Source organism: Pseudomonas sp. CFBP 8758, from assembly GCF_014841725.1.
Lineage (GTDB): Bacteria > Pseudomonadota > Gammaproteobacteria > Pseudomonadales > Pseudomonadaceae > Aquipseudomonas > Aquipseudomonas baltica.
The window spans coordinates 382,192-397,883 of sequence record NZ_JACYUK010000003.1 but is presented as its reverse complement, the minus strand read 5'-3'; the positions used below and the strand labels follow the sequence as shown (position 1 = coordinate 397,883).

The 15,692-nt window shown below is 61.2% G+C and carries 16 protein-coding genes; 11 read left to right on the top strand and 5 right to left on the bottom strand.

Annotation, left to right across the window (positions count from 1 at the left end; genetic code table 11):
• Positions 1–51: 51 nt before the first annotated feature.
• The 4 genes from IFT75_RS08710 (at position 52) to IFT75_RS08695 (ending at position 2,909) form a co-directional block, all read left to right on the top strand.
• Positions 52–384: a type II toxin-antitoxin system HigB family toxin gene (locus IFT75_RS08710; RefSeq protein ID WP_192054330.1), complete on the top strand. Its 333-nt coding sequence runs from the start codon at positions 52–54 to the stop codon at positions 382–384.
• Positions 381–860, top strand: coding sequence for a helix-turn-helix domain-containing protein (locus tag IFT75_RS08705; protein WP_122478625.1), 480 nt, complete (start codon positions 381–383; stop codon positions 858–860). The genes IFT75_RS08710 and IFT75_RS08705 overlap by 4 nt, the downstream gene beginning before the upstream one ends.
• 173 nt (positions 861–1,033) lie before the next feature.
• Entirely contained in the window at positions 1,034–2,218 is a 1,185-nt protein-coding gene (locus IFT75_RS08700; protein ID WP_122478626.1) for a DUF2252 domain-containing protein, read from the top strand.
• Positions 2,219–2,285: 67 nt separating this feature from the next.
• The gene (locus IFT75_RS08695; RefSeq protein ID WP_122712882.1) at positions 2,286–2,909 is read left to right on the top strand and encodes an FMN-dependent NADH-azoreductase; all 624 of its coding nucleotides are present in this window, start codon (positions 2,286–2,288) and stop codon (positions 2,907–2,909) included.
• 80 nt (positions 2,910–2,989) lie between these two features.
• Here IFT75_RS08695 and IFT75_RS08690 read toward each other — a convergent pair whose 3' ends face one another.
• Positions 2,990–5,014, bottom strand: coding sequence for a methyl-accepting chemotaxis protein (locus IFT75_RS08690; protein ID WP_192054328.1), 2,025 nt, complete (start codon positions 5,012–5,014; stop codon positions 2,990–2,992).
• Between the two features lie 357 nt (positions 5,015–5,371).
• Here IFT75_RS08690 and IFT75_RS08685 point away from each other — a divergent pair, with 357 nt between their 5' ends.
• On the top strand, positions 5,372–6,340 hold the full coding sequence (locus tag IFT75_RS08685; protein ID WP_192054326.1) for a TIGR03571 family LLM class oxidoreductase: 969 nt from the start codon (positions 5,372–5,374) through the stop codon (positions 6,338–6,340).
• 20 nt (positions 6,341–6,360) lie between these two features.
• Here the strand turns inward: IFT75_RS08685 and IFT75_RS08680 are convergent, their stop codons facing one another.
• Entirely contained in the window at positions 6,361–7,422 is a 1,062-nt protein-coding gene (locus tag IFT75_RS08680) for a diguanylate cyclase (RefSeq protein ID WP_192054324.1), read from the bottom strand.
• Between the two features lie 183 nt (positions 7,423–7,605).
• A complete protein-coding gene (locus IFT75_RS08675; protein ID WP_446731060.1) occupies positions 7,606–8,100 on the bottom strand; it encodes a (R)-mandelonitrile lyase in 495 nt (164 codons plus the stop codon).
• A 102-nt stretch (positions 8,101–8,202) separates the two neighbouring features.
• Here IFT75_RS08675 and IFT75_RS08670 point away from each other — a divergent pair, with 102 nt between their 5' ends.
• The 5 genes from IFT75_RS08670 (at position 8,203) to IFT75_RS08650 (ending at position 13,049) form a co-directional block, all read left to right on the top strand.
• Positions 8,203–9,099, top strand: a complete 897-nt coding sequence (locus tag IFT75_RS08670) for a LysR family transcriptional regulator (RefSeq protein WP_192054320.1) — start codon at positions 8,203–8,205, stop codon at positions 9,097–9,099.
• A 164-nt stretch (positions 9,100–9,263) separates the two neighbouring features.
• Complete coding sequence (locus IFT75_RS08665) at positions 9,264–10,379, top strand: SMP-30/gluconolactonase/LRE family protein (RefSeq protein ID WP_192054318.1); 1,116 nt, start codon at positions 9,264–9,266, stop codon at positions 10,377–10,379.
• A 107-nt stretch (positions 10,380–10,486) separates the two neighbouring features.
• Entirely contained in the window at positions 10,487–11,449 is a 963-nt protein-coding gene (locus IFT75_RS08660; protein ID WP_192054316.1) for a DMT family transporter, read from the top strand.
• Between the two features lie 90 nt (positions 11,450–11,539).
• Entirely contained in the window at positions 11,540–12,664 is a 1,125-nt protein-coding gene (locus tag IFT75_RS08655) for an alkene reductase (protein WP_192054314.1), read from the top strand.
• A 55-nt stretch (positions 12,665–12,719) separates the two neighbouring features.
• Complete coding sequence (locus IFT75_RS08650; protein WP_192054312.1) at positions 12,720–13,049, top strand: ArsR/SmtB family transcription factor; 330 nt, start codon at positions 12,720–12,722, stop codon at positions 13,047–13,049.
• Between the two features lie 13 nt (positions 13,050–13,062).
• Here the strand turns inward: IFT75_RS08650 and IFT75_RS08645 are convergent, their stop codons facing one another.
• The gene (locus tag IFT75_RS08645; RefSeq protein ID WP_122796772.1) at positions 13,063–13,476 is read right to left on the bottom strand and encodes a winged helix-turn-helix transcriptional regulator; all 414 of its coding nucleotides are present in this window, start codon (positions 13,474–13,476) and stop codon (positions 13,063–13,065) included.
• Positions 13,477–13,561: 85 nt separating this feature from the next.
• On the opposite strand from IFT75_RS08645, the gene IFT75_RS08640 reads away from it, so the two are divergent.
• Positions 13,562–14,416: an SDR family oxidoreductase gene (locus IFT75_RS08640; RefSeq protein WP_192054310.1), complete on the top strand. Its 855-nt coding sequence runs from the start codon at positions 13,562–13,564 to the stop codon at positions 14,414–14,416.
• A 64-nt stretch (positions 14,417–14,480) separates the two neighbouring features.
• Here IFT75_RS08640 and IFT75_RS08635 read toward each other — a convergent pair whose 3' ends face one another.
• On the bottom strand, positions 14,481–15,686 hold the full coding sequence (locus IFT75_RS08635) for an MFS transporter (RefSeq protein ID WP_192054308.1): 1,206 nt from the start codon (positions 15,684–15,686) through the stop codon (positions 14,481–14,483).
• Positions 15,687–15,692: the final 6 nt, after the last annotated feature.

The following is a 15,692-nucleotide window of genomic DNA, read 5'->3' as shown; positions in this document are numbered from 1 at the left end:
TTGCCAAAAATGACAACTGGCGTATCATGATGATAAACGCCAGGAAAACATATGGATGTCCTGAAGAAGGATCGATTTGACGACGCATGCCGTAGGCACCCTACCTGCGCCACTGCCCTCAAAGCCTGCTATCGAATTCTGTGTGCATTGGAACCCAGCTGTTACAACGATCTGGCAGACCTGTTTGTGAGCCGGTTGGATCTATTCAAGCCCCGGGCACAGGTGGGGTGGGTTGTGATCGATATCGGCGGCAACCAATTGAGATTGATCGCAGGCGTCAATTACAAGCGGCAAAAGCTCTACGTCAAACACATCTATACCCATGCTGAATATGACGCTGCAAATAACTGGTATGCCAGAAACAACCAAGGGGCGAAACCATGACCACCGTACTTCAAGATCCTCAAAGCATCCGTGCTGCCTTGGAAAGCCTTCAAGTATTGGTTGAGCAGCTACGTGAGTCGTTCGTTGGCGGCATCCATAGCCCCGCTGAATACGCGCGTGCGTCTGCGTTGCTCGACGAGCTGACTGATGGCCACACCCTGAACAAGTATGAAGAGCAGGTACTGGTCGAGCTCGAGGATGCGCTTCTGAATTACGAGCGTGATTCGCAGCAGTTCGAGGCCATCAACGCCCATTTGAAACCCACCAGCACTGCCGTGCAGCTGTTGCGTGACTTCATGGAGATGCTGGGGCTTACCGGTTCGGATTTGCCCGAAATTGGCGATAAGCATGTGGTGTCAAAGGTGCTGGCCGGGACGCGCCCCATCAGCCACAAGATGGCCTATGCGCTGGCACAGCGCTTCCATACCAAGCCAGATGTATTCATCGAGGAATCCAAGCCCACGCGTATTGGATGAACCCTGCACCCATCTGCGCCGGTGGCCCGCTACCTGCCGGCATAGAACGGCTCAGCGTCTGCCAAAGCCATATGCTCCTCTCGTCGTGTTTTTGCCCGGATAAAAAACTAGAAACATTTTGAAACATGCACCTCGGATAACCACTCCATAGTCTTTCCCCCAAAGACTATTCCATGAAAACGCCCCGTCCTGCCGCACGCCTGGAACCCCTCGAGCAACTGCGCAATTTGAAGATGGCCCGATCCGCGCATGCCTATGTGCGCGGCAGCACCGTGCAATTCTATGAATGGCTGCAGTCCCAGTCCGGTCGGCGCTTGCCCAGTGGGCCGCCGGTGTGGATCTGTGGCGACTGTCACGCCGGCAACCTCGGGCCGACCGGCGATTTGAAGGGTCGCATCGACATCCATATCCGCGACCTGGACCAGACGGTGATCGGCAACCCTGTCCACGACCTGGTCCGGCTCGGCTTGTCGCTGGCGACCGCCGCTCGCGGCTCGGACCTGCCCGGCGTGGCCACCGCGCGCATGCTCGAAGAGATGATGGTGGGCTACGAGCAAGCCTTCGAGAACAACCAGGAAGAACAGCCGCAGCGTCCCGCGCAGGTCAAGGCTGGCATGCGCAGCGCTGTGCAGCGTACGTGGAAGCATCTGGCGCAGGAACGCATCGAAGACATGCGTCCGACGATTCCGTTGGGCAAGCATTTCTGGGCGCTCTCCAAAACCGAGCGCAGCGCCATCAAGACCTTGTGCGCCACCGACGAGATCCATGCCCTGGTCACGTCCCTCAAGGGCCGCTCGGGGAGTGACAGTGTCGAGTTGCTGGATTCGGCTTATTGGGTCAAGGGTTGCAGCTCCCTGGGCCTCAAGCGCTATGCCGTGCTGCTCGGCGTGGGCGACGACGATGACCAGGAACTGTGTCTCCTGGACGTCAAGGAAGCGGTCGCTGCCGCAGCACCGCGCACGGTTCGCGCAGGCATGCCGCGCGATAACGGCCGGCGCGTGGTCGAAGGCGCCCGGCATCTGTCTCCGGGCCTAGGCAATCGGATGCTGGCCACGCGGATGCTCGACCATGGCTTCTTCATTCGTGAACTGCTGCCTCAGGACATGAAGCTTGAGCTCGACCAGTTGAGCGAAACCGAGGCCATGCGCGCGGCGAGTTACCTGGCCAGGGTCGTGGGCGCCGCTCACGCCCGGCAGATGGACCTTTCGACCAGGGCTGACTGGATGCGCGAGCTACAGACCAATCGCTCGAACACGCTGGACGCGCCGTCCTGGCTGTGGTCCAGCGTGGTTCATCTGGTGGGCAGTCATGAGCAAGGGTACCTGGAGCACTGCCGACGGTACGCTTTGCAGAATTGAACATCGGCGCTCGCGCACAGGACTAAATCGAAACCCCGCGCAGCTGCGCCACATAGGAAACCCCTGTATGCATATTCTTCACATTGCCAGCTCTCCGCGTGGCGAGCGTTCCGCCTCGCTGAAACTGGCCGCACGCTACCTGGAAACCGTCGCCTCCCATCAGCCTGACGCCACCGTCGACGTGCTGGATGTGTGGACCACCGATCTGCTGCCTTTCGACGGCCCTGCGTTGAATGCCAAGTACGCCGACCTCGAAGGCGTGGAAATGACTGCCGAACAGGCAGCCGTGTGGAAACAGATCCACGCGTTGGGCGAGCGCTTCCATCGCGCCGATGTAATTGTCTTCAGTGTGCCGATGTGGAATTTCGGTGTGCCCTACCGTCTCAAGCACCTGATCGACTCGGTGTCACAGCGCGGCGTGCTGTTCGATTTCGATGAACAGGGCATGTGCGGCCTGCTCAAGGGCAAGAAGGTGGTGGTACTCGCCACCCGCGGAGTGGTGCTGGGCGAGGACTATCCCACCGAGGATTACGACCATCAGGTTGCATTCCTCAGGACCTGGGCACGGATGGTCGGCATTCCAGCCATCGACACGGTGGAGTCGGAAGCGACGCTGGGCGATGCCGCAACGGCCGAGGCCAGCTTTAATGCCGCTCTGGATGCGGCCACCAAGCTGGCTGCATCCCTGTAGCGCTGCGACCGTCAGCGCTGATAGACCACAGCGCGCCGATCTGCCCCTGGGCACTGATCGGCGCTCCCCGGCGCGCCTTCCTATAGCTTGAACCGCGCCACCACGGTGCGCAGCTCCGTCGCCAGCAACGAGAGCTCTTCTGCGGTCACGGCGTTGTCTTCGATACCTTCCATCAACGCTAGGCTGCCATTGCGAATCTCGGTCACGTTGCGATTGATGTCCTCCGACACGGCATGCTGCTGGACGGCCGCGCTGGCGATCTGGGTGTTCATGCCGACGATCTGCTCGACGCCATCGCTGATGGCATCCAGGCTGGTCGAGGCCGCATCCGCGGACTGCAGGCATTCCTGGGCGCGCTGCTTGCCAGCCTTCATTTGCTCGACGGCAGCCGCGGTGGCCAATTGCAGTTCCTGGATGATGCGGCGGATCTCTTCGGTGGAGTTTTGCGTACGCGATGCCAAGGTCCGCACCTCGTCGGCGACCACCGCGAAGCCGCGGCCCTGCTCACCCGCACGGGCGGCTTCGATGGCGGCGTTCAAGGCCAGCAGGTTGGTCTGGTCGGCAATGTTGCGGATCACTTCGATGACCCCACCGATCTGCTGGCTGTGCTGGGCAAGCGCCGAGACCTTCTGCGCGCTGCGCGCCACTTCGTCGGCCAAGGCCTCGATGGTGACCTTGGTTTCGTGCATCTGCGCCAACCCGGCATGGGAAGACTGGCTGGCCTGTTCGGCCGCGTGGGCAGCACCTTCGGTGTTCTGCGCGACATCGGCAACGCTGGTGGTCATTTCGTTGATGGCCGTGGCCACCTGTTCGGTTTCGCTCTGCTGGGTATTCATCGAGCGTTTGGCGCGGTCGATGGACACACCCATGCGCGTGGCGGCCTCGGAAACCGACTGCGAACTGCGCTCGACCTGAGCCAGCGAAGCACTGAAAGCCTGCACCATATGATTCAGGCTGTTGCCTACGTCGGCCATTTCATCCTTGCCGCGGACCTGCACGCGCGTGCTCAGGTCGCCCTGGGCAATGAGCCGGGTGGCCAACAGAACATCCTGAATGGTGCGGCGCATGGCGCTGTAGATGCCGCAGAATACGTACACCAGCAGCAAGCCGACGAGCGCGAACATGCCAATGATGAACTGGCGTTGGGCATTCTTCTCCTCGACACGGTGTTGCAGCCGATTGAGCAACTCCACCTGCAGGGTGTCCTGGGCCTTGTACAACTCAGCCACCACTGCATTGCCCTTGGCGGGTACGTTCTGCACGTTGCCCAGTGTATCGCTGGTAGAGGACGTCACTGCCTCGAGGTCCGCACGGAAGCCCTCAAGGCTTGCGAAAGCGCTGCTGATGGGTGCCTGGATCCGATCGGCGAGCGCAGGCTCACGGCGACGCAGCAAGGCCAGGCTTTGCTGCAGTTCCTTGTGGATCAGCAGTTCGTTCTTGAGCATCGACTTGATCACGCCGCGCGTAGCCGGGCTCAACACCTGCCCTTCACGCAGGCCGCTGGCGAGCCCACGCAGTTGCCCGACGATGTTGATCTGGCGGGGCAGGCGCAAGGTGCTCTGGTCGATCATGAACAGCGATGCGTAATCCTCATCCAGCACCATCCCCGACGTGGCCGACACGTAGTAGACAAAATTCAACGTCTCGGTGAGTTGGTCGTTCCACGCGTCGAACACGCCGCTCTGGTCGGCGCCCGGCTTGGCCTGCGCCATCAGCCGCGTGGCTGCTGCGTGCAGATCCTGCACGCGGTCACCGGTTTCCAGTGGCTCGTTGAACTCGCGGTCCGTGGCGGCCAGCTTCGAGAATGCGTCCTCCAGCTTCGCCTGGTTGGCCAGTACATCGGCTTGCGCAGTCGAATCGCCGCTGAGCAGACGATTGCTCAAGGCGCGCTGGAGCATGGACAAGCGCAAGACGGGCGTGACGTCCAGCAGGTAACGCTGGCCTGCTTGCTCCGAACGGATGACCGCGAGGCTGTCGTTGATTTGAATGATGAAACGGGTGCCCAGCAGCGCCAGGGGAATCAGGACGATGATGGCCAGTACTGCAAATTTCGTCGGAAAGCGTAATCGGTTGGCCAGTGCTACGGCAGGAGCAAGGATGTTCATGAGGTTCTCACAGCCCGAAATGGGACGGTTCGTAATGGGTCTTGGGGTGAGAACGGTCCATTTCTCCGACGCCTGGGCTCTGTTCGGCCCATGTGGCTGCGCACAATTGTTCTGTGGTCAAACGTGCGTATCGGTAGCGATCCAAAGAACTTTACAGAAAGTTGTACATATATTTATTTCTGTAAAGGTTTTGAACTTTACAGAGCAGGTGATGTCTCTTTGGCATCAGTGTATCTCGGGTCGATTTTCAGCGCCGATTGAGGAAAGTTATTCATCAGTGTCGATCCAAAAGGTCGGAAACAGGCATCAGGCCGAGCGTTAGACTGGTGTCATCTCTTGGATCTTGGGGCAGGCACTGTGAATCAGGACAATCAATCGCACGACCTGGCTGGCCACGACGCGTTCAGCCGCACCTTCCAACACGGTCAATTGACCATTGGTTTCATTTCCCCGGCCAGTGGCTACCCCGACAGCCCCTTTCCGGATTTGTCCGATCAGGCCGAGATCGTACAAAGCCTCGACCGCAGTGACGCTGCAGCCTTGTGGCTGCGCGATGTGCCGTTCTACGACCCGTCGTTCGGCGACACCGGCCAGGTGCTCGACCCACTGGTGTACGCCGGCTGGCTGGCCGCGCTCACTAAACGGATCGCAATCAGCACGGCCGGGTTCGTTACGCCCCTGCGCGAGCCGGTCATCACCGCCAAGCAGATCACCACCGCCGACCAACTGTTGGGCGGCCGTTTTCTGGCCGGCATGGCTTCCGGTGACCGGCCAACCGAGTACCCGGCCTTCGGGGTCGACTTCGCCACGCGCGTGGAGCGCTATCGCGAAGCGGTGGCCTTGATCAAGACCCTGACCTCGGTGTCCTTCCCGCGCTTGAAAACCGAACACTTCGGCCATCTGCGCGGCGATATCGACCTGGTGCCCAAGCCTGCGGCGTCACGCATCCCCATCATCGCCATTGGCCGTGCCGGCCAGAGCCTGGAGTGGCTGGGCGAACACGTCGACGCCTGGATCTGGCATGGCGATGCCCAGCGTATGTCGGAGGTGGTGCCGCACTGGCGTGAAGTGACCGCGTCGCGTGGTTTCGTACCGTTCGGCTATGGCGCGATGTTCGACCTGGATACCGATGCCAACGCACCGTTGCAGACCGGTCGAGTGCTGCGCGGCGGCCGTCATGCCCTCAAGGCCTTCTTCGCGCGCCAACGCGATGCCGGCGTCAACCATGTTGCCTTGAACCTCAAGCCAACACGGCGCCCGGCGCTGGAGGTGATTGCGGAACTGCAGGAGTATGTGCTTCCCGAGTTTGCGGTGGGGGCCGAGTAGGTACGACCCCGCTGCAGCCATCAGCCCTCAACGCTGGCCGGCCACGGCTGCACACAAAGCCGATTCTTGCCACTGCGCTTGGCTCGGTATAGTGCTTCGTCCGTGGCCTTTATCCAATCTCGTTCGCTGGCATATTCATGGGAGTAAGGCACCAGGCCAATGCTCAGGGTCACTTTTACGGGCACGGTCAGGTCAGCCCAGTCGGCGAATCGTTGGCGAATGTCGTCCAACTGCCGGGTCGCTTCCGCGACGCTGACATCGAACAGCAGCAAACAGAACTCGTCGCCGCCGTAGCGTCCCGGCACTGCAGAGGTCCCCAGCCCTGAACGCAGCAGGTTGGCCAGGCGGCCGATGATGGCATCGCCCACCAGATGACCGTGCTCATCGTTGATGCGCTTGAAGTTGTCGATGTCGATCAAGGCCAGCATCGCCATTACCTCGCCCCTCCTGCAGCGAGGAAAGATTTCGTCCAGCTTTTCCCTCCACGAAGCGTGATGGAGCAGGCGGGTCATGCCGTCCAGTTTACTGATGAGCTTGAAGGCCTTCTTGTGCACTGCCAGTTGCACCGAAACGCCGTAGCTGGCGCGGGCCACGATCAGCGGGTAGATGATCAGCATCGGCAGACAGGCCAGTTGCTGCAGCGCCGTGGTCGCCATCGACAACTCGAACCTATTCAGGCTCAGCGCCATAAGCACACCCACAACCTGCAGCGCAACGCTGGCCCGTAACAGGCGCCAACCGCCTGCGGCCATCGCGTTCATGGCTACCATGGCAAGCAGCAGCACCGACGGCAGCAGGTTGAACGCCATCAGCCCTGCCCAGCCGCCGGCGAACAGGGCGTCCAGCATGAGGTTGCGCTGTTCGGCAGCGAAGGGATCCGAGGCATTGCGTGCGAGCAGGTACGCACCGGTGGGCCAGGCCACGAGGTTGGCCAACATCGCTGCCCATACCCACGTGAGCGTGCCGGGCTGATCCAGCAACACTGCACCGATGAAGAGCGCACTGAGCAGGCACCCTATCGAGCGCGGCCCGTAGATACGGCGCGCGAAACTTCTCCCCAACTCCTGGCGACTGAGCGGCATACCAAGGCTCCCCGCCTTTGCTATCGATGTGCCCTGTCAGAGCAAAGACGTGCCGCTGTCCGGTGGTCGACTGAGCGTCGAACGGCATGGCACTTTGGCATCGATTTTATAGCAAGTCGGGTTTGCAGTCAGCAGCCGTTCGGTGCACGGGCGATTGTTGCCAATGCACGCTGGACATTGGCCTCACTGCGCCTGGCCGTACTCCGCATCGCTGACCTGCTCCAGCCAATCCACCACCTTGCCGTCCAGTGCCTCGGCAATGGCGATATGGCTCATGCCAGTATCGGGCCGTGCGCCGTGCCAGTGTTTCACCTGGGGAGGAATCCACACGGTATCACCGGGGCGAATCAGCTGGCGGCCCTGGCCCTCCTGCTGAACGTAGCCGGCACCTGCGGTCACGATCAGCGTCTGGCCCAGCGGGTGGGTGTGCCAGGCGGTACGCGGGCCGGGCTCGAAAGTGACCGTGGCGCCGCCGATGCGAGCGCCGTCGGTGCCTTTGAATGGGGCATCGACCCGAACCTTGCCGGTAAAGTACTCGGCGGGCCCGACCGCGGACGGCTGCGAGCCTGCGGGCGTTACGGTGACATTGAGGGAGTGAGTGCCATTCATGGGCTGGGCTCCTTTGCTTTCAAACGTTAACAAGGACAATGAGAGCGCGGCGGCTGCGAGTGATTTCACCAAGAATCTTCCTGTGCTTTGCCGAAGAACTCCAATCTACCCGTTAGATGTCCGTCTGATTAGCCACTATAATCAGCATGGATAAATGAACTGGACTCATGAATGCTTCGCGACAATGCCAACGATCTTCTTGCCTTCCTCGCGGTTGCCAAGGAGCGCAGCTTTACCAAGGCCGCCGGCAAGCTTGGCGTTTCGCAGTCTGCGCTCAGCCACACGGTGCGAGCCCTGGAAGCGCGCCTGGGCTTGCGACTGCTGACGCGCACGACCCGCAGCGTATCCCCCACCGAGGCTGGCCAGCGATTGATCAGCACGGTTGGCCCCAGTTTCGCCGATATCGAAGTTGCGCTGGCGGCACTCAGCGAACTGCGCGACCGTCCCGCCGGTAACATCCGCATCAACGCCGTGGACCATGCTCTGGAACTGGTTTTGCGCCCGGTGCTGAAAACCTTCCTGCCCAGGTACCCCGACATTTCGATAGAAGTGTGTTGCGAGTACAACTTCGTCGACATCGCGGCCCAGGGCTTCGACGCCGGCGTGAGACTGGGCGAGGCCGTCGCCGATGGCATGATCGCCACGCGCATCGGTCCCGACATGCGCATGCTCGTGGTGGGTTCACCGGCCTACTTCGCCGGACGCGAGCGCCCGGTCACACCGCGCTGCCTGCCCAACCATCTGTGCAACAACCTGCGCCTGCCCACTCACGGCGGACTGTATGCGTGGGAGTTCGAAAAGGACGATGAAACCCTCAACGTGCGGGTGTCTGGACAGGTCATCTACAACGGCGCGTACCAACTGCTCGACGCCGCCCTGGACGGGTTCGGCTTGAGCTTCATTCCAGACGACATGGCTGCGCCCTACATTGCCAGCGGGCAACTGCAGGTCGTACTCGAAGACTGGTGCCCCTGGCACCCGGGGTACCACTTGTATTACCCAAGCCGCAGGCAAGCGTCGCCGGCGTTTGCGTTGCTGGTCGAGGCGTTGCGGTATCGGGCGGATTGATGCTGCAGGTTGCGGGTATTCGTGGATTTTTTGCTTGCTCAGCATCGGATGTGAGGCGAGGCTGCACCGGCGCACTACCGGCATAGCTCATACAAACTTGTACGATGTCTTATCACGCGGTATTACTGCATCTCCAAAAAAAACAAGATCACGGAGATCGCTACATGGACTCGACCTTGTCCGCCTTGCCTGAACGCACTGCTCAAGGCAACACCCGCCGCAGCTTCCTGCATAAGTCCCTCGCCGTCTCTGCCTCGCTGGCGACAATGGGCGCCGCCGCCCTGCCCCAACTGTCGGATGCCGCCGAACCACTGAGCTCGCGCTACCCCGACCCGTTGGTTCACGCCCTCGACGATAGCTTCATGGCGTTGCGTGTGTTCAACGCCAGCGTGGAAAAGCTCGCCACCGGCATGCGGTGGGCAGAAGGCCCGGTCTGGGTGGGCGATGGCCGCTACTTGCTGGTCAGTGACATTCCCAATAATCGCATCATGCGCTGGGACGAAGTCACCGAGGGCTTCTCCGTGTACCGCGAGCACGCCAACTTTTCCAATGGCATGTGCCGCGATCGCCAAGGGCGTTTGCTGGTCTGCGAAGGGTCGACCACCACTGCCGAGGGTCGCCGGGTCACGCGCACCGAATACAACGGAACGCTCACCGTGCTGGCCGACAGCTACGATGGCAAGCCCTTCAACTCGCCCAACGATATCGTCTGTAGAAGCGACGGCTCGATCTGGTTCACCGACCCGCCTTTTCAGACCCACAACAACTACGAAGGCCACAAGGTCACGCCGGTTCAACCCCATGGCGTTTACCGCATCGACGGCGACAGTGGCAAGGTCACTCGGGTCATCGACAACCTCGATGGCCCCAACGGCCTGTGCTTCTCCCCCGATGAAAAAACCCTGTACGTCGTCGAAGGCCGGGCCAAACCCAACCGCCTGGTCTGGGCCATTGCGGTCAAGGACGACGGCACCCTGGGCGAGCGCCGCAAGCATATCGAGGGGCTCGACTACGCCGCCATCGACGGAATCGAATGTGATGAAGAAGGCAACCTGTGGTGCGGCTGGGGCGGCAATGGCGATCCCAAGGCCGACCTGGAAAAACTGGACGGCGTGCGCGTGTTCAACCCCCAAGGCAAGGCGATCGGACACATTTCGCTGCCAGAACGCTGCGCAAACCTGTGCTTTGGCGGACGGGAAGGCAACCGACTGTTCATGGCCAGCAGTCATTCGATCTACTCGCTGTTCGTGAACACGCGTGGAACGACTTTCACCTCGTAGCAACCGGGCTGGTCTCGCTACAGGCTCCCCAGTAGCCAAACCCTACCCAGCCGCACAGACAGGCATGTGCGGCGACGCCCTTCCTTCTACCCTATGACGAGCCACCCATGAACGCATCCGCCACGCGTCCCGTGTCGCAGTTTCTTTCCGACCCCAGAACCGTATTGCTTTTGGCTACCCTGTGTTGCGCCCTTTGGGGCAGCTCCTACCCGGCGATCAAGAACGGCTACGAGTTGCTGCAGATTGCCCCGAACGACGTGCCATCCAAGCTGATTTTCGCAGGTTATCGTTTCCTCCTGGCCGGCCTGTGCCTGTTGCTGCTGGCGGTCATGATGGGCAAACCTGTCTTGCGCCTGAGCCCACGCACATTTGGCCAGGTGGCCCTGCTGGGCCTGGTGCAAACGGGGCTGCAATACGTGTTCTTCTACATTGGCCTGGCCTACACGACGGGCGTCCGCGCGTCGATTCTGAATGCCACCACCACCTTCTTCAGCGTGCTGCTGGCGCACTTCGTCTACCACAACGACAAACTGTCCACGCGCAAGAGCGTGGGCTGCCTGCTCGGATTTGCCGGCGTATTGACGGTGAACGCCGGCGCGGGTCCGCTCGATGCCTTGCCGTCCGTGCACGGGGAGGGCTTCATCGTGATCGCCGCTTTCGTGCTGTCGGCGGCGTCCATCTATGGCAAATATGTCTCCCACCGTATGGATGCGATGGTGATGACGGGTTGGCAGCTGGCCATTGGTGGCCTGGCATTGCTTGTGGGCGGGTACACGACCGGCGGAACCCTGGGTCACATGACAGCCACATCGACCCTGCTACTCATCTACCTGGCCCTGCTGTCAGCGGTGGCGTTCACGCTGTGGAGCCTGCTCCTCAAATACAACCCCGTCGGCAGGGTCAGTGTGTTCGCGTTCCTGGTGCCGGTGTTCGGGGCCGCGCTGTCGGCGGTGTTCCTCGGCGAGAGCATTTTCGAATGGAAGAATTTGGCAGCCCTGGTGCTGGTGTGTGTCGGTATCGCGCTGGTCACGCGCGCGCAGGTGCCTGGGGTTGCATCCAAGGCGAGCTAGCGCGTGCTTCTCATGGATATCGATACGCATCACATAAACACATTCGAATGTGTTAATGTGAAGCTACTCTCGTTGTCCTACGGAACTGAAATGATCGACTCCAGCCTGTTCACCTCCCTCACACTCGGTGGCCTGACCCTCAAGAACCGGATTGCCCTGCCCCCGCTCACGCGGTCCAGAAGTACCCAGCCCGGGGACGTGCCCAATGCCTTGATGACTGACTATTACCGGCAGCGCGCCAGTGCCGGGTTCATGATTACCGAGGGCACTCAGATAGAGCCGCGTGGCCAGGGCTATGCCTGGACACCAGGCATCTACAGCCAGGAACAGATCGCTGGCTGGCAGCAGGTCACCCAGGCCGTCCATGAACAAGGCGGAGTGATTTTCTGTCAGCTGTGGCATGTCGGGCGCGTGTCTCATGACAGCCTGCAACCTGACAACCAGCCCCCCGTCGCCCCCTCCGCCATTCGCGCAACGGCCGTGAAGGTCTTCATCGAAACCGGTCCTGACGCCGGTGCGCTGGCCGACCCGAGCATGCCCAGGGCCCTGGAAACTGCGGAGGTCCAGGCGCTGGTCGAGTTGTATCGCGTCGCGGCAGTCAACGCCAGGGAAGCGGGGTTCGACGGCGTCGAACTGCATTCGGCCAATGGCTACCTGCTCAATCAGTTCATCTCGGAACATACCAACCTTCGCACCGATGAATACGGAGGTTCGCTGGACAATCGCCTGCGCTTCTTGCGCGAGGTCACCGAAGCGGTGATCTCGGTGTTCGGCAGCGAGCGTGTCGGCGTACGTTTTGCGCCGCTGTTCGAGACAACCGCTGAGGAACGCGTCTACCTGGGCCTGGTAGAAAGCGACCCGCAGGCTACCTACATCCAGGCAGCGGCCATGTTGAATGAGCTGGGTATCGGTTACCTGTCCATTGCCGAGGCCGACTGGGACAACGCCCCGGAACTGCCCGAGTCGTTTCGCAAGGCGCTGCGCGAGACGTTCACCCGGCCGATCATGTACTCGGGTTGCTACACTCAGGAAAAGGCCGAGCGCGTGCTTGCCGACGGCCATGGCGACCTGTTCGGTTTCGGTCGCACGTTCATCGCCAACCCAGATCTGCCGAAGCGATTCGAACAGGGCCTGCCGCTCAATCCCGTCGACTACGCCACGCTTTACGGCGGCGGTGAGACAGGTTACGTCGACTATCCCTTCGCGACGCCCTAAAATAGCCACTCCTCGGCGGGATCACTCCCGCCGGTCAAAAGGGTCAGGCAGCGAAATGACGGCATTGAACGAGGCACTCAAGGTTCTATCCAGCCCTACGCGACGGGCCGTTCTGACCTGGCTCAAGGACCCCCATCGCTCGTTCGAAGGCTACAGCCAGCTGTACGATTTCAGTGTGCATGGCGTCTGTGCCAGCCTGATTCAGGACAAGGCCGGCCTCTCGCAGCCGGCCACCTCGATCTGCCTCAAGGCCTTGCTCGACCAAGGGTTCGTCGAGGCCAGCAAGGTTGGCAAGTGGACCTACTACCGGCGCAATGAAGAACGACTCAGGGAGGCGATGTCAGGCTTGCTGACCGAGCTTGAGGTCGACACCCAGAGCTCATAGGGCCTGCCCGAAGTCATGCCTGGCCTTCATCACCCGGTTCGTGCGCTCGCCTGAACGCCAGGATCGCAGACAGATTGTCCTCGATCCAATCAACGACGATCTCCAGTTTCGCAGCCGCCGCCGTCCCCAGTGGCGTCAGGCTGTACTCGACATACGGTGGCACCACTGGCCGGGCCACGCGCAGCACCAGTCCATCCCCTTCCAGCCGTTGCAGCGTATGGGCGAGCATCTTCTCGCTGACGCCGCCGATCTTGCGCCGCAGTTCGCTGAATCGATGCGTGCCTCCCAACAAGACCACCATTACCAGAACGCCCCATCGACTGGTCATGTGCTGGAGGATTTCCCGAGACGGACAATCGGCCTGCAGCACTTCACCGCGGCGGACTTTCTCGGAGAACGTATGGGAAGCGGATTCGAGATCAACCATTGCACTTACCTTTATGTATGTACTTACTTTTCGTAAGCTTATATTCTAGCATCGGTCGGTCTCTAACCCGAACGAAGGTGCTTCCATGATTGCTATTACCGGTGCAAATGGCCAACTGGGCCGCCTGGTCCTCGACTCGCTGCTGAAAACCGTCAATCCCGCCGAGCTGATCGCGCTGGTACGCGACCCGGCAAAGGCAGCCGATCTGCGCGCCAAAGGCATCGAGATCCGAGCGGCGGATTACAACAAGCCTGAAACCCTGGCCAGCGCGTTGAGAGGTGTTGACCGCCTGTTGCTGATCTCCTCCAGCGAGGTTGGACAGCGCCGTGCACAACACCGCGCCGTTATCGCCGCCGCGCAGGCAGAAGGCGTGGCATTGTTGGCCTACACCAGCTTGCTGCACGCAGACACATCGACATTGGGATTGGCAGCGGAGCATCGCGATACCGAACAGGCACTGGCCGAATCCGTTTTGAGCCATGTGCTTTTGCGAAATGGCTGGTACAACGAAAACTACACCGCCAGCGTTGCATCGGCTGTCGAGCATGGCGTGATCCTGGGCAGCGCAAAGGAAGGTCGAATCTCCTCGGCGGCTCGGGCGGACTACGCCGAGGCCGCCGCGAGTGTGCTGACCCAAGACGGCCAGGCCGGCAAGATCTACGAACTGGCCGGCGACGACAGCTACACCTTGACTGAGTTGGCCGCAGAAGTGGCGCAGCAATCGGGTAAGGCGGTTGCCTATAACGACTTGCCGCAGGCGCAGTATAAAGAGGCCCTCGTCAGCATTGGATTACCCGATGAATTGGCGGCGATGCTGGCTGACTCGGATGCAGCGGCAGCCAAAGGCGATCTGTACGACGGCAACCGGCAGTTGAGCCAACTGTTGGGGCGCCCCACGACACCGATTGCACAGTCCGTCAGCGCTGCCTTGAAGCCCTGAGCTCGGAGCGCCAGGTCACAGGGGCGTTCAAGGCGCGGCGCCCCCTGCTCGCCCAGCCCGTGCATCAGTGACCACTGACCATCTGGCCAGACGCCCTGGTTCCTCCAACGAAGCCATGCACCCGAGCCTGCGCGGCGATGCCCAGACTGATCAATACCAGCACCAGCAACACCCAGGGAAAGGAACTCACGCCCCAGTGGCCCAGCAACACGCCACCCAGTAACCCGCCGCCCGCTATCGCACTGTTCCACACCACGACATTCATCGACAGCGCGACGTCAGCGCCTCTGCCTGCCGAGTCGGCCAGCGCTGTTTGCAACAGCGTCGCGGCACCACCGAACGTCAGCCCCCAGATCGCAACGCCGACATAGATGGCCAACGCCGACGCCGAGAACACGCCGAGAAAGACCGCGACCGCCGCAAAGGTGGCCAAACTGACCAGGACTGTTCTTCGTAGATGATCTTCGACCAGCCGTCCCGTGGCCCAGATGCCCACCAGCGCTGCCACACCAAAGGACAGCAAGACCAGATCCACGTCATTCGCCAGCCCGGCCTTGGAAACAAAAGGTGCGACATAGGTATAGAGAATGTTGTGCGCCAGCATCCAGGTGAACACCACGCCCAGCACCGGGCGCACGCCCGGTGTGGAAAAGACCTCGCGCAACGCCATCCGCTGCGAGGACGAATGCCCCGGGTAGTCGGGCACTTTAATCAGCACCCAGACGATCAATACCAAGGTCATCCCGGACATCAATCCAAAGGCCATGCGCCAACCCATGAAACCGCCCAGCCAGGTCCCCAGGGGCACGCCCAGCGACAAGGCAATCGGCGTTCCGATCATCGCCACCGCCAGCGCACGGCCCTGCAGTCGCGGTACCACCATGCGTCGAGCGTAGCCAGCGATCAAACTCCAGGCCAGCCCCGCGGAGACGCCCGCGAAAAATCTGGCCACCAGGGTCAGCTCATAGTTGGAAGACCATGCAGTGATGGAATTGAACAACAGAAACCCTACGATCGTCATCAACAGCACCGTTCTGCGTCGCCAGCTTTGGGTGGCGATGGTCAGCGGAATGGCCGCCAGCAGCGAACCCAATGCATAGACGGTGACCATCTGCCCTGCCAGTGATGGCGAGACGTCCAGGCCGCTGCTGATCTGCGGCAGCAATCCGGCCGGCAATGTCTCGGTGACGATGCAGATGAAACCGGTCATCGCCAAAGCCAGCAATGCGCCAAGCGGAAGCTTTTCGCTGTGTCGCTCATATGTGGTCATGCCTTC

Excerpts from the sequence above, each read along its gene's own strand:
- IFT75_RS08670 (WP_192054320.1), top strand. The coding sequence starts at position 8,203 with ATGCTTCGCGACAATGCCAACGATCTTCTTGCCTTCCTCGCGGTTGCC.
- IFT75_RS08635 (WP_192054308.1), bottom strand. The coding sequence starts at position 15,686 with ATGACCACATATGAGCGACACAGCGAAAAGCTTCCGCTTGGCGCATTG.
- IFT75_RS08710 (WP_192054330.1), top strand. The coding sequence starts at position 52 with ATGGATGTCCTGAAGAAGGATCGATTTGACGACGCATGCCGTAGGCAC.
- IFT75_RS08705 (WP_122478625.1), top strand. The coding sequence starts at position 381 with ATGACCACCGTACTTCAAGATCCTCAAAGCATCCGTGCTGCCTTGGAA.
- IFT75_RS08640 (WP_192054310.1), top strand. The coding sequence starts at position 13,562 with ATGATTGCTATTACCGGTGCAAATGGCCAACTGGGCCGCCTGGTCCTC.
- IFT75_RS08650 (WP_192054312.1), top strand. The coding sequence starts at position 12,720 with ATGACGGCATTGAACGAGGCACTCAAGGTTCTATCCAGCCCTACGCGA.
- IFT75_RS08690 (WP_192054328.1), bottom strand. The coding sequence starts at position 5,014 with ATGAACATCCTTGCTCCTGCCGTAGCACTGGCCAACCGATTACGCTTT.
- IFT75_RS08655 (WP_192054314.1), top strand. The coding sequence starts at position 11,540 with ATGATCGACTCCAGCCTGTTCACCTCCCTCACACTCGGTGGCCTGACC.
- IFT75_RS08660 (WP_192054316.1), top strand. The coding sequence starts at position 10,487 with ATGAACGCATCCGCCACGCGTCCCGTGTCGCAGTTTCTTTCCGACCCC.
- IFT75_RS08695 (WP_122712882.1), top strand. The coding sequence starts at position 2,286 with ATGCATATTCTTCACATTGCCAGCTCTCCGCGTGGCGAGCGTTCCGCC.
- IFT75_RS08680 (WP_192054324.1), bottom strand. The coding sequence starts at position 7,422 with ATGCCGCTCAGTCGCCAGGAGTTGGGGAGAAGTTTCGCGCGCCGTATC.
- IFT75_RS08645 (WP_122796772.1), bottom strand. The coding sequence starts at position 13,476 with ATGGTTGATCTCGAATCCGCTTCCCATACGTTCTCCGAGAAAGTCCGC.
- IFT75_RS08665 (WP_192054318.1), top strand. The coding sequence starts at position 9,264 with ATGGACTCGACCTTGTCCGCCTTGCCTGAACGCACTGCTCAAGGCAAC.
- IFT75_RS08700 (WP_122478626.1), top strand. The coding sequence starts at position 1,034 with ATGAAAACGCCCCGTCCTGCCGCACGCCTGGAACCCCTCGAGCAACTG.